Origin of the sequence: Oceanobacillus caeni, assembly GCF_042678465.1 — a bacterium.
GTDB lineage: Bacteria > Bacillota > Bacilli > Bacillales > Amphibacillaceae > Oceanobacillus > Oceanobacillus caeni.
This window is the reverse complement of the sequence record NZ_JBHTKV010000001.1, coordinates 301,078-314,279: the sequence shown is the minus strand read 5'-3', so window position 1 is coordinate 314,279 and position 13,202 is coordinate 301,078. Positions and strand designations below refer to the sequence as shown.

General features: G+C 36.9%; 13 protein-coding genes. All 13 read left to right on the top strand.

All coding sequences use genetic code 11. From position 1 onward, the window contains the following. Window positions 1-90 precede the first annotated feature (90 nt). The 13 genes from ACFQ18_RS01520 to ACFQ18_RS01460 all read left to right on the top strand — a co-directional run bounded on the left by ACFQ18_RS01520 (window position 91) and on the right by ACFQ18_RS01460 (window position 13,198). Window positions 91-1,266: an acyl-CoA dehydrogenase family protein gene (locus ACFQ18_RS01520; protein ID WP_047184864.1), complete on the top strand. Its 1,176-nt coding sequence runs from the start codon at window positions 91-93 to the stop codon at window positions 1,264-1,266. Between the two features lie 21 nt (window positions 1,267-1,287). Continuing rightward, complete coding sequence (gene fabG, locus ACFQ18_RS01515) at window positions 1,288-2,052, top strand: 3-oxoacyl-ACP reductase FabG (RefSeq protein ID WP_047184863.1); 765 nt, start codon at window positions 1,288-1,290, stop codon at window positions 2,050-2,052. Between the two features lie 17 nt (window positions 2,053-2,069). After that, window positions 2,070-2,519 carry a MaoC family dehydratase N-terminal domain-containing protein gene (locus ACFQ18_RS01510; RefSeq protein WP_047184862.1) on the top strand — a complete coding sequence of 150 codons (450 nt, stop codon included), beginning with the start codon at window positions 2,070-2,072 and terminating at the stop codon, window positions 2,517-2,519. Further along, window positions 2,516-2,920, top strand: a complete 405-nt coding sequence (locus ACFQ18_RS01505) for a MaoC/PaaZ C-terminal domain-containing protein (RefSeq protein ID WP_047184861.1) — start codon at window positions 2,516-2,518, stop codon at window positions 2,918-2,920. Before ACFQ18_RS01510 ends, ACFQ18_RS01505 begins: the two co-directional genes overlap by 4 nt. A gap of 17 nt (window positions 2,921-2,937) precedes the next feature. Further along, window positions 2,938-4,107, top strand: a complete 1,170-nt coding sequence (locus ACFQ18_RS01500; RefSeq protein WP_047184860.1) for a thiolase family protein — start codon at window positions 2,938-2,940, stop codon at window positions 4,105-4,107. 76 nt (window positions 4,108-4,183) lie between these two features. Next, window positions 4,184-4,624, top strand: coding sequence for an acyl-CoA thioesterase (locus ACFQ18_RS01495; RefSeq protein ID WP_379565558.1), 441 nt, complete (start codon window positions 4,184-4,186; stop codon window positions 4,622-4,624). Window positions 4,625-4,865: 241 nt separating this feature from the next. Further along, window positions 4,866-6,098, top strand: coding sequence for an acyl-CoA dehydrogenase family protein (locus ACFQ18_RS01490; protein ID WP_047184859.1), 1,233 nt, complete (start codon window positions 4,866-4,868; stop codon window positions 6,096-6,098). Window positions 6,099-6,194: 96 nt separating this feature from the next. Further along, window positions 6,195-6,986, top strand: a complete 792-nt coding sequence (locus tag ACFQ18_RS01485) for an MBL fold metallo-hydrolase (protein ID WP_047184858.1) — start codon at window positions 6,195-6,197, stop codon at window positions 6,984-6,986. 66 nt (window positions 6,987-7,052) lie between these two features. Beyond that, on the top strand, window positions 7,053-8,081 hold the full coding sequence (locus tag ACFQ18_RS01480) for an NADP-dependent oxidoreductase (RefSeq protein WP_047184857.1): 1,029 nt from the start codon (window positions 7,053-7,055) through the stop codon (window positions 8,079-8,081). Window positions 8,082-8,182: 101 nt separating this feature from the next. Beyond that, a complete protein-coding gene (locus ACFQ18_RS01475) occupies window positions 8,183-9,025 on the top strand; it encodes a crotonase/enoyl-CoA hydratase family protein (protein WP_047184856.1) in 843 nt (280 codons plus the stop codon). 40 nt (window positions 9,026-9,065) lie between these two features. Beyond that, window positions 9,066-9,836: an SDR family NAD(P)-dependent oxidoreductase gene (locus ACFQ18_RS01470; RefSeq protein WP_204797660.1), complete on the top strand. Its 771-nt coding sequence runs from the start codon at window positions 9,066-9,068 to the stop codon at window positions 9,834-9,836. Between the two features lie 105 nt (window positions 9,837-9,941). Next, a complete protein-coding gene (locus ACFQ18_RS01465; protein ID WP_276516037.1) occupies window positions 9,942-11,501 on the top strand; it encodes an acyl-CoA synthetase in 1,560 nt (519 codons plus the stop codon). Window positions 11,502-11,935: 434 nt separating this feature from the next. Continuing rightward, window positions 11,936-13,198: a dihydrolipoamide acetyltransferase family protein gene (locus ACFQ18_RS01460; protein WP_047184853.1), complete on the top strand. Its 1,263-nt coding sequence runs from the start codon at window positions 11,936-11,938 to the stop codon at window positions 13,196-13,198. Window positions 13,199-13,202: the final 4 nt, after the last annotated feature.

Sequence of the window (13,202 nt, the reverse complement as noted above, 5' to 3'; positions counted from 1 at the left end):
CATCATAATTTTCCTTTTTTTAATAGAAACATACTTACTAGTTAGTATGCAGATTTTAAACTTATAACTAATAGAATAGGAGAGGATAACATGTATTTACGTTTAACAGATGAACAAAAGATGGTACAACAAACGATTAGGAAATTTGTAGAAAGGGAGTTAATTCCACTTGAAAACGAGGTACTAAGAAATGAACGAGAGGGCAGACCTAGTCTATCAAATGAAAAGTTAAAAGAGCTTCAATTAAAAGCGAAAGAGGCAGGATTTTGGGGAATCAATACTCCTGCTGAATATGGTGGAGCAGATTTAGGACAAATGATGATGGCACTTGTAATTATGGAGGTATCCAAGACCTTTGTGCCATTCCAGTTTGGAGGTACAGCAGATAATATTCTTTACTATGGAAATGATGAACAAAAGAAAAAATATCTTATTCCTACCATAAATGGGGATAAGAAGTCATGCTTTGCGATGACCGAACCAGGTGCAGGTTCAGATACGAGAAATATTAAAACGACAGCAGTAAAAGATGGCAACGAGTGGGTTATTAATGGAGAAAAGACATTTATTACAGGTGGGAATGAAGCAGATTTTGTGATGGTGATGGCTATTACGGATAAAGAGAAACATGCTCGCACAGGAAGAGAAGGGGTTACTTGTTTTATTGTAGATCGTGATATGGGATGGAAATCAGAATATATTCATACGATGGGAGAATGGGGACCAGCTGGATTAGTATTTGACAATGTCAGAGTACCGGAAGAAAACATTTTAGGGGAAGTTGATAATGGGTATCAACTTGGTTTAGAATGGATCGGTTTTGCAAGATGGGTTGTCGGCGCAACAGCAGTAGGTGCATCAGAGAGATTGTTACAAATGGCAATCGATTACTCAAAAGAACGGGAGACATTTGGTAAGCCAATTGCTGATAGACAGGCAATTCAGTGGCAAATTGCTGATTCTGCAGTTGAGATTGAAGCTGCAAAATGGCTTGTTTTAAATGCGACTTTTACCTTAGATAATGGAGAAGATAATCGTCATTTAGCATCAATGGCGAAATTATATGGAGCAAACATGGGAAATCGTGTCATTGATCGTGTCCTTCAAATCCACGGTGGAATGGGGTATACCAAAGAATTACCAATCGAACGTTGGTACAGGGAAGCTAGACTATGGAGAATTTATGATGGAACGGATGAAATACAACGTTTAATCATTTCTAGAAATTTACTAAAAGGTAATGTGAAATTAGGACAATATTTATAATAACTAGGGGGAATAAGAATTATGTCCAACCGATTTAATGAAAAAGTAGCTTATATCACAGGTGGAAGCCGTGGAATAGGAAAAGGTATTGCAAAATTATTTGCCGAAGAAGGGGCAAAGGTAGCAGTTGTAGATGTTAATGAAAAGGCTTTAAGGGAAATGGCACAAGAATTCAAAGAGGAAGGATATGAAATTTATACAAAAGTAGTAGATGTTGTTCATGCTAATGAAGTAGAAGAGTCAATGGAAGAAGTGGTTAGTCGTTTTGGCTCACTCGATATTCTTGTGAATAATGCTGGCATTATTCGGGATAATTTACTATTTAAAATGACTGATAATGATTGGGACCAGGTCATGAATGTTCATTTGAAGGGTGCATTTCATGCCACTCGTGCAGCACAAAAGTACATGGTTAAAAATAAGTTTGGAAGGATTATTAATATTTCATCCACTTCAGCATTAGGTAATCGTGGGCAAGCGAATTACGCAACTGCAAAAGCAGGTATACAAGGATTTACAAAGACTCTAGCGATAGAATTAGGTAAATATGGAATTACCGCTAATGCCATTGCGCCGGGATTTATTGAAACAGATATGACGAAAGCAACGGCAGAAAGAATCGGTATTTCTTTTGACGAGATGGTACGGTTAAGTGTAGAGCAAATTCCTGTTGGTCGCAGTGGAAAGCCTTCGGATATCGCGAATGCAGTAGCTTTCTATGCGGATGAAAAATCTGGCTTTGTCAATGGGCAAGTAATCTATGTAGCTGGAGGTCCAAAAGATTAATAGTGGAGGGAACTTTATTGTATAAAAATGTAATCGGAAAAAAATCCGAAAAAGTAAAAAATATTGTGGAAATGGGCATGGTAAAAAGATTTGCGGATTCTATAGGGGATTCACATCCATTATTTATAGATGAAGAATATGGAAAAAAGTCAAGGTATAAAGGAAATATTGCACCACCAACTTTTCCCCGAGTCTTTGATTACGGTGAAATAGAAGAATTACATCTTCCAAATGTTGGGTTAATTCATGGTGAGCAGACATATCATTATAAACGACTACTACTCGTTGGTGAAACCATTTATTGTTTTACAGAGGTAGCAGATTATTATGAAAAGAAAGCTAGTATCGGTTTGCTAGGTTTTATAGTTTTAAAAAGATACGGAGAAGATGAAGAAGGAAATACTATTTTCACAGAAAATCAAACTGTCATTATTACGGAAGCGGTTAGAAAGGAATTGGTTAAATGAACCGTTTAATAGATTTAAAGAAAGGCGATACATTAAGTGAAGTTCAGCTGAATCCTGTATCTCGTCTTGATTTAATTAAATACGCTGGAGCTTCAGGGGACTTTAACCCTATTCACACTATTGACAAGGAAGCTACAAAAGCAGGTTTACCAGGAATTATCGCCCATGGCATGTGGACAATGGGAAATCTATCTAAATTATTTACGCCTTATCTAGAAGAAGGATTTATTCAAGATTATAAGATTCGGTTTGCAGATATGGTCTTTTTGGATGATGTTATTACGTTGAAAGCAGTTTTAGATGAAGTTCATGAAGATTACTTAAATTTTGATGTGGTTGCTCTTAAAGATAATGGAAAAGCGGCTATAAAAGGTCAGGTAAGATTTAAAGTTTATAAATAGAACAGGAGTGTAAAAGAATGAAAAGAGATGCAGTTATTGTTTCAGCTGTTCGGACACCAATTGCTAGACAAGGTGGAGCGTTGGCTACTGTTCCAGCTCATGTATATGGTGCAGAGGTAATTAAAGAGTCGGTCAAACGTGCCAAGGTTAATCCAGAAGAAATTGATGATGTGATTTTTGGAAATGTTTTAAGTGGTGGTGGAAATATTGCTAGGTTAACTGCTTTACAAGCTGGATTATCTATTAATCTGCCAGGATTAACCATTGACAGACAATGTGGATCAGGAATTAATGCAGTTGCATTAGCGGCACAGGCAATTAGAGCTGGTGAAGGTGATGTGTATATAGCAGGCGGAACGGAAAGTATGAGTCGAGCACCTTATCTTATGGATCGGCCGGAAAAGCCTTATGCAGCAACGCCGCCAAAATTTAGAAGTTCTCAACTTTCTCCAAAAGAAATTGGAGATCCTCCTATGGGGATAACTGCGGAAAATCTAGCTGAAAAATATAATATTACAAGGAAGGAGCAGGATGAATTTGCTCTTCGAAGTCAACAAAGAATGGCAATCGCTATGGAAGACGGTCGGTTTGATGAACAAATTGTTCCCATTTCAGTTCCGGTCAGAAAAGGAGAGCCGATTATATTTAAAAAAGATGAACATCCCCGTCCAAATTCAACAATAGAAGGTTTATCAAAACTACCTGCTGCCTTCGTTAAAGATGGAACGGTTACAGCTGGATCAAGTTCAGGGCTGAATGATGCAGCTTCTGCTCTTGTAATCATGTCCCGTGAAAAAGCAGAAGAACAAGGTCTAAAACCGTTAGCGGTTATTCGTGAAACTGCTGTGGCAGGAGTTGATCCTAATATAATGGGGATTGGACCTGTACCAGCAACCAAGAAAGTGATGGAGAAATCGGGCCTACAAATAGATGATATGGATATTATCGAGCTAAATGAAGCTTTCGCTGCACAAGTAATTGCTTGTGACCGCGAACTATCATTTAACCCTGAAAAACTAAATGTAAATGGTGGTGCGATTGCACATGGTCATCCACTTGGAGCAACCGGTGCCATCCTTGTTACGAAAGCGGCTTATGAATTACAAAGAAGAGGAGGAAAGTATGCACTTATAACGGCATGTATTGGTGGAGGTCAAGGAATAGCAACAATTATTGAAAAAGAATAGTAGTAGGAAGAAAAAGATAATACTCCCACCTCAAGCTTCTGGGGAAACGAAGAAGTAAGGTGGGAGTATATTTAAAATGGAGGAGAATATGGAAGCTAATGAGATTGAAGTGTATGTACGGTTCAGTGAGACAGATGCTGCTGGTCATGTGAATAATACAAGTTATTTTTTATACCTAGAAGAAGCCAGAACAAGGTTTTTTAATCGTAACTTACGGCTGGACTTTAATGGAACGGAGGGTCTATCTTTAAATAATTTTATTTTAGCCTCAACCAAATGTGATTATATCTCTCAAGCATACGCGGGGGAAATTCTTAAAGTAAATACGACTGTATCTCATATAGGAAACAAAAGTTTTACTTTTAATCATGTTATTACACATGCTGATACCAATAAAGTGGTTGTTCGAGCTACTGCCACAATGGTTAGTTTCAATTATTCAAGACAACAATCTCAGCCTATCCCGGAAGAAATAAGAATATATTTACAACGTAATCTAGTAATCGAAGGTAAATGAAAATAAAATGTACTCTAAGTTTCATATTTCTGCTTAATACCCTGAATTATTATACGAATTTATAGAATATTATAAAACCAACATTGTGTTTAAAATAGAACGATGTTAGAATTTTAGGTATACACATTTCCTAATAATCAGAATATAGCGGAGTGCTCCGCTATCAGCCATTTGATAGGGGATGGCTGAAAGTATATTTATTATCATGACTTCATTAATTTTATTTAAAGGAGGAGTTTGTATGTTAAAGGAAATATCAAGTTATGCAGAACGACTCAGAGAAGAACTGATTGACTTCATGGAAGAGTATGTATACCCTGCAGAAAAAGAAGTAGAAGCATACTTGGAAACTGCTGAGGACCGTTGGACAATTCCACCAATTATTGAAGAACTGAAACAAAATGCAAAAAGACAAGGATTATGGAATCTTTTCTATGCGGATGAAAAATATGGCAAGGGATTAACGAACTATGAATATGCACATCTTTGTGAAATTATGGGGCGATCTCTAATTGCTCCAGAAATCTTTAATTGTAATGCTCCTGATACCGGAAATATGGAGGTCTTAATTAAGTATGGTAATGAAGAACAAAAACAAAAATGGCTAACTCCATTATTAGAAGGTGAAATTCGGTCTATCTTTTCGATGACGGAACCTTCTGTTGCTTCTTCTGATGCGACGAATATACAAACTGAAATTATTCGTGATGGCGATGAATACGTTATCAACGGAAAAAAATGGTGGTCAACAGGAGCTATTGATCCTAGATGTAAAATTGCCATTGTTATGGGGAAAACAGACCCTAGTGCGGAGACCTACAAACAGCAATCGATGGTATTAGTTCCCATGGATACGCCTGGGGTAGAAATTAAACGCCCATTAAAAATATTTGGTTATGACCATGCTCCTACAGGTCATGCGGAAGTGCACTATAATAATGTACGAGTACCGGTATCTAACTTAATATTAGGCGAAGGTCGTGGATTTGAAATCGCTCAAGGTAGATTAGGGCCTGGAAGAATTCACCATGCAATGCGTGCTATTGGACAAGCGGAACGTGCCTTGGATTTATTAATTGATCGTGCGGAGGAGAGGGAGGCATTTGGATCTAACCTAATTGATAAGGATGTAGTACGTGCTCAAATTGCAGAAAGTAGATTGGAAATTGAACAAGCAAGATTAATAACACTTAGCACTGCTCATAAGATTGATCAGTATGGTGCAAAAGCAGCACGCAAGGAGATTGCGATGATAAAAGTTGCGGTTCCCCGAGCGACTCTAAATGTAATTGATCGTGCGATTGAGGTTTATGGTGGTGGAGGAGTTTCTCAAGACTTCCCATTAGCAGAGCATTATGCACATGCACGAACACTTCGAATTGTGGATGGGCCAGATCAAGTACACATTCGTGATATTGCAAAATTAGAAATTCGAGAAAGAAGAAATAAGAGATCAAAAATAACGGTGAATTAAATCGAAATTTTAGTGAGGGATTTCTTCATTTCATCCCCACTGAAATTTTAATATCTATTGCTTACATTGGATAAGCAATAGGAGGGATTCAACAAAATGATAGATATTACAAATCATGAAAATGTGACCTGTGTAAAGGCAGTGACGCCAAGTAAAAATACTGTTTATCTATATTTGGTAGATGGAATGCTAATCGATACGGGTCCAAAAATATTAGAAAATGAATTAATAGCTTTTTACGACCAGTACGATTTTGATTTGGTTACGTTAACCCATAGTCATGAGGATCATGCAGGTACAGCTTCATGGATTCAAAAAAACAAAAATGTCCCCATTTATATTTACCCAAAGGGGATTACGGTATGTGAGAAACCTGCTGACTATCCTGAATATCGTCAAATAGCATGGGGGATTCGAGAAGAATTCCACCCCTTGCCATTAAGGGAAAGTATACAATCAAGAAATTTAGAATGGGAAGCATTTTATACACCGGGGCATGCAGATGATCATGTATCCCTATTTAACAAGGAAACTGGTAGATTGTTCTCAGGAGATATTTATATTTTACCTACAGTTAAAGTACTCATGAAAACCGAATCTATTTCAAAGATGATGAACTCCATTCAAACGTTACTGAAATTAGATTTTGGAGCGATGTACTGTTCTCATGCCGGTTATTTACCCGATGGAAGAGAAAAATTGGAAACTAAGTTAGATAACTTACGAGGAATATACGATTCTGTAATGGATTTATATAAGAAAGGTTATTCCGTATCAGAAATAGACAAAATCTTATTTGCGAAGAAATATAGACTGGAAGAGTATTCAAAAGGTGAATACTCTTCTATCAATATTGTTCATTCTATTGTTTCGGACATTCAAAGCTAGAATATTTGATTATTAAATTTAAATGTCATTAAAATGGAATGGAAAGACAAATATGGAGGGGTGAGAATGATTAATAGAACAAATAGGGAGTTTTTATTAGTAAGTAGACCAAAAGGAATGCCGACAGATGATAACTTTAAATTGCAAACAAATCAAGTACCTAAGGTGAACGATGGTGAAGTGCTGGTTCAAACCATTTATTTATCGGTTGATCCTTATATGAGAGGTAGAATGAATGGGGTTAAAACATACACGTCCCCATTTGAACTTAATCAAGTCTTAACCGGTGGCGTCGTAGGAAGAATTATAGAATCCAAACACGACAAATTCAAGGTGGGAGATGTCGTAGAAGGACGATTAAATTGGGCTGATTATTCTGTAACAAGCGGAAAGGGATTAAGAAAAGTCGATCCCAACTTGGCTCCAATCTCTACTGCATTAGGTGTAGTAGGTATGCCTGGACTTACTGGATATTTTGGTTTACTTGATATTGGGAAACCTAAAGCAGGAGAAACGGTGGTTGTTTCAGGAGCGGCTGGAGCAGTAGGTACTGTGGTAGGTCAAATTGCTAAAATTAATGGTTGTCGTGTTGTTGGGATTGCGGGATCAGATGAAAAAAATACGTATCTGGAAAAAGAACTTGGTTTTGATGCAACGATTAATTATAAAACAGAAAATGTTAAAGCCTCACTGAAGGAAAAATGTCCGGATGGTGTAGATATTTATTTCGATAATGTTGGTGGTGAAATTTCCGATGCGGTTATGAGTTTGCTGAATTTCCAAGCTAGAATAGCAGTTTGTGGCATTATTTCCGAATATAACAATACGGAACCTTCCTTTGGACCACGTATCCAACGTTATTTACTAAATCGTAGTGCGTTAATGAAAGCGTATATTGTCGGTGATTATTACGAGCGATTTGATGAAGGATACAAACAACTAGGGAAATGGGTGAAAGAAGGAAAATTAACCTATCGAGAGAATATAGTAAATGGACTTGAAAATGCACCGAAAGCATTTACGGGACTCTTCCGGGGTGAAAATATTGGGAAGCAATTAGTCCGAGTTCGTAATGAAAACGATGAAATCATATAAATGTATACCTTTCAATCTGCAAACTAAGAAGCCATCAAAATAAATGATGGCTTCTTAGTTATAAGTTTGTTCTGAATATATAAAAAAGAGGAGGGAGAAATATGTTTAAAACGATTAAAACAAATATTATGGACAATATCATGACGATTACATTAAATCGACCAGATCGATTAAATGCGTATACTGAGTTTATGGGAGATGAGATTATCCAGGCTTTGGATCATGCGGATGAAAACGATGAAGTGAGAGTAGTCATTATGACAGGGGAAGGTAAAGCGTTTTGTGCCGGTGCCGATTTAGATAAAGATGCTAGTATATTCCGTTCCGAGACTTCTGTGGAAGATTACCGTGATGGTGGGGGCTTAGTTTCTCTACGAATTTTTGAACTTAACAAACCTATTATCGCAGCGATTAATGGCCCAGCAGTTGGAGTTGGAATTACAATGACTTTACCAATGGATATACGTATCTCTTCTGAAAATGCAAAGATGGGATTTGTTTTTGCACGAAGAGGAATCACACAAGAAGCGTGTAGTGGATGGTTTCTACCAAGAATTGTTGGGATTAATCAAGCGATGGAATGGGTAACGACTGGTAGAGTTTTTTCAGCTCAGGAAGCAAAAGAACATGGGTTAGTTAGTAGGGTAGTTCCTGCTGATGAGTTATTGAATACAGCACGACAACTAGCAGCTGAAATTGTTGAAAATACATCTGCTATGTCTGTCGCATTAAATAGACAACTGATGTGGAGAATGCTTGGAGCGGACCATCCCATGGAATCTCATAAAGTAGAATCTAAATATATTTACTGGACCGGTAGAAATGCGGATGTTCAAGAAGGGGTAGAGGCCTTTCTTGAAAAGCGTAAACCCAACTTCAGCCTGAGAGTAAGTTCCGATATGCCAGACTTCTACCCGTGGTGGGAAGAGCGAGAATTTAAATAAAAATATATCTTGAAAAAACAATAACATTAGGAGGATAACGATGAAGAGATTTGAAAATGCAATTGCGCTTATTACTGGTGCTGGAAGTGGTATTGGGGAAGCAACAGCGAAAAGGTTAGCTTCAGAAGGTGCGAGAGTAATTCTAGTCGGAAGAACTGTTTCAAAATTGGAGAAAGTAGCCAGTGAGATTAATAATAGTCGGAATAGCCAAGTAGCATTTCCTTTTGCATGTGACGTAACTTCTGAAAAGGAAGTGGAGAATTTAACGGATTATGTGGAAAAGGAGTTTGGTGATGTAACCGTTTTAGTAAATAATGCTGGAGGGCTATTTAATTCAACTATTCAACAAACCTCTTATGAGGATTGGGAGGAAATCCAAAGGCTTAATTTAAATAGTGTGTTTCTAGTATCGAAATGGATTGGGAAAGTAATGATGGACAGTTCAAGTAAGAATCCGAATGTGGATCGATCGATTATTAATGTGGCATCCCTTTCCGGACATAAGCCTGGTGCACTATTCCCGCATTATAGTGCAGCTAAAGCTTCTGTTATTAATCTAACAAAGGCAATGGCATTTGAGTATTCTAGAAATGGTATCCGAGTTAATTCGGTTTCTCCAGGTTTTGTTGAAACGTCACTGGTTGACGCGGAAAATGAGAAGTTGTTGAAGATCGTCAAGAAGAAAACCACGATGAATCGTATTGGTCAACCAGAGGAAATTGCAAATGTTATTGCATTCTTATCATCTAAAGAAGCTTCCTATGTCACGGGGACTGATATGCTAGTAGATGGTGGGTTTATGTTAACGTGAATTTTGCGATTCAGAAAATATTTTATTTTCTCAGGTCGATAAATGGAATTAATCTAATGGACTTTTCTTACACAACGAAAGAAGAAAAATTAGGAGGTGTAAGTACTGACTAGTTCATCTTTAACTTTATCAAATCAATTATTAGTAGGAGAAATGTTGAAAAGGGCTACACATAAAACACCGAGAGCAGAAGCCTATGTTTATGAAGAAGAGCGAGTAACATTTGAAGAAATCGATGTTAGAGCTTCGAAACTAGCAGCATGGTTTCAAGGAAAAGGTATTAAAAAGGAAGAGAAAATTGGATTTATGTTAAAGAACTCCATGGCTTTTCCAGAGGTTGCATTTGGAGCAGCTTTATCAGGTGGAGTTGGAGTGCCGATAAACTTCCGGCTAGGTTCAAGTGAAGTAGAGTATATTGTAAATAATTCGGATACAAAAATTTTAATTATTGATAACGAATATATTGAATTGATTCAATCCATTCGAGGTAATTTAAAAAAAGTAGAAACAATAGTAGTAGTTGGTACAAATCAAGTGCCGGACGATTTTATGAGCTATGAATCTATTTTCGAAAGTGAATTTTCATATAAACCTATTGAAAATCTAATAGATGATGATCCTTGCTATATTGTTTATACTTCCGGTACAACTGGTCGACCAAAAGGTGCAGTTTTAACACATAAGAATATTACAGTAAATACAATGAATTTAATTTACGATACAAAGTCCAATTTAGGGGATACCCAGCTAATTAGCGTTCCTCAATTCCATATTGCTGGACTACTTCTTACGATGTTAACGTGCTTAACTAGTGGAAAAACCGTTATTCACCGTGATTTTAATCCAGTTAATGTTTTAAGTACGGTGGAAAAAGAGGAAATTAACATTTTGTTTTTGGTCCCTGCCATGTGGAACTTCCTATTACAAGTATCAAACATTAATGAATATGACCTTTCTTCTGTTAAAGTTACTTCTACTGGTGCCGCCATTACACCGCTAGAAGTAAAGAAGCGAATGCTTAAAACGTTTCCGAATGCCATATTAATAGACAACTTTGGTCAGTCTGAAACAACCGCCACTACAACAAGTAACTCCGGAGAAGATGCACTTAGAAAAACGGATTCTGTAGGGAAACCTTATCTGAACGTAGAGATACGAATAGTTGACGAAAGTATGAATGATGTTCTTATAGGAGAAGTAGGAGAAATTGTTTATAGAGGACCTACCGTCATGAAAGAGTATTATAAAAATCCAGAAGCAACAGAGGAAGCCTTTAAAGGTGGTTGGTTCCATAGTGGTGACTTAGTCAAGATGGATGAAGAAGGCTTCATTTATGTAGTAGATAGAAAAAAGAATATGATCATCAGTGGGGGAGAAAATATTTATCCTGCTGAGATTGAAGAAATTCTCTATCAAATGCCTGAAATTCTGGAATGCGCAGTAATCGGAATTCCAGATAAAGATTGGGGAGAAAGTGTCAAAGCTATTGTCGTGACAAAACCAAATCATACATTAACGGCAGAACAAGTTATTGATTATTGTAAACAACATTTAGCATCCTATAAAAAGCCAAAAATGGTTGAGTTTATCGATGAATTGCCACGAAATGCGTCAGGTAAAGTATTGAAGTACGTTTTGCAAAAAGAACCTAAACAACTTAATTAAATTTTACTATGTAAGGCAGTGTCGTTTATATGATACTGCCTATCTTTATGCACTAAATTCTCTCAATCTAGGATATCTATTATTTATCCCATCTAAACGGGCAGTTAGACTTCCACCTCAAGCTTCTGGAGAAATAAAGAAGGTAGGTGGTGGTGAAGGAAACCTCCTACTGATAGGAGTCTTCTTTATATTCCTTTTCCCGTATATTTTATAACGAATAAGAATAGAATAAAGCAATTACTCTTTATCGCGTCTTAACTGGTAGTAATTTTCCCATTTCAAGAGGTCGAGTTATAACCAAGAAATCCAAGTGGGGGTGGATAGCCTGTAGTAACCTGATTAGTTCAACTAACATTTAGTGGGGGATGAAAGAAAACCCCCATTAATGGAAGTCTTCTTTATAAAAAAATTCGATTAATTGGTGGTGAACGAAATTGAGTTATCAGTTCAAATTTCCTGATGTTGGTGAAGGGTTACATGAAGCGGAAATAGTGAGATGGCTTGTGAAAAAGGAAGACGTCATAAAAGCAGATGATCCTGTTGTAGAGGTGCAAACAGATAAATCTGTTGTTGAAATATCTTCTCCAGTTGCGGGAAAAGTTGTTTCATTAGCGGGAGAAGAAGGCAAAGTTATTCATGTCGGTGATGTATTAATCACCATTGATGAAACAGGAAAATCATCCAAAGAGGATAGTCCTCAGAAAGAAAGCAAGTCCAAACAAGAGGTAAAAGCAATCGAAAGTAAAACAATGGAATACGGTATTGAAAATAACAATAAGCCACCTAGAAGAGTTAGAGCTGCTCCGACTGTGCGTAAATTGGCACGTCAACTGGGAGTCAATATTGAGGAAGTAGTAGGAACAGGACCAAGTGGAAGAGTAATAGAAGAAGATGTTCGGAATTTTAGTCAAACTGGTAGGCAAGCAGAAACTATTACAGAAAATCATTCAACCGTTTCCGTTCATCCAAGTTTTGATATTCATTCAACTGAATTAATAGAAGAAATACCGTTCAGAGGTTTAAGAAGAAAAATCAGTGAGAAGATGGTTCAGTCTGTCTATACAATTCCTCATGCTACAGGAATGGGTGAATTCGATGTTACTAAATTAGTAGAATTTCGAAATTCACTAAAACCATTTGCTGAGAAACATGGCTGTAAGCTCACTTATCTTCCTTTTATTATTAAAGCAGTTACGAAAGCACTGATTGAAAACCCTTACCTAAACTCATCTTTAGATACGGAAAAGGAAAAAATTATTTTAAAGAAATATTACAACATTGGTATTGCTACAGCCACAAAAGGTGGGCTAGTTGTTCCAGTCATAAAAAATGCAGACAAAAAGTCCATTATTGAAATAGCGTTGGAACTAGATCAATTATCGAATAAAGCACGTGAGGGTAAACTGCTACCAAAACATATGCAAGGTGGAACGTTTACGATAAGTAGTACTGGAAGTATGGGTGGAGGTACATATGCCACTCCAATTATAAATTATCCCGAGGCTGCTATTCTTGGCATTTATAAAATTGAAGATAAACCAGCCGTCGTTGATGGAGAAATAGTGATTAGAAAGATGATGGGGAATGCACTATCTTTTGATCATCGAATAATGGATGGTTTGGAAGTGGGTCTATTTATGAACTCGTTAACGGAAATACTAGAAAACCCAGAATCATTACTTTTAGAAGTAAGGTAAATGG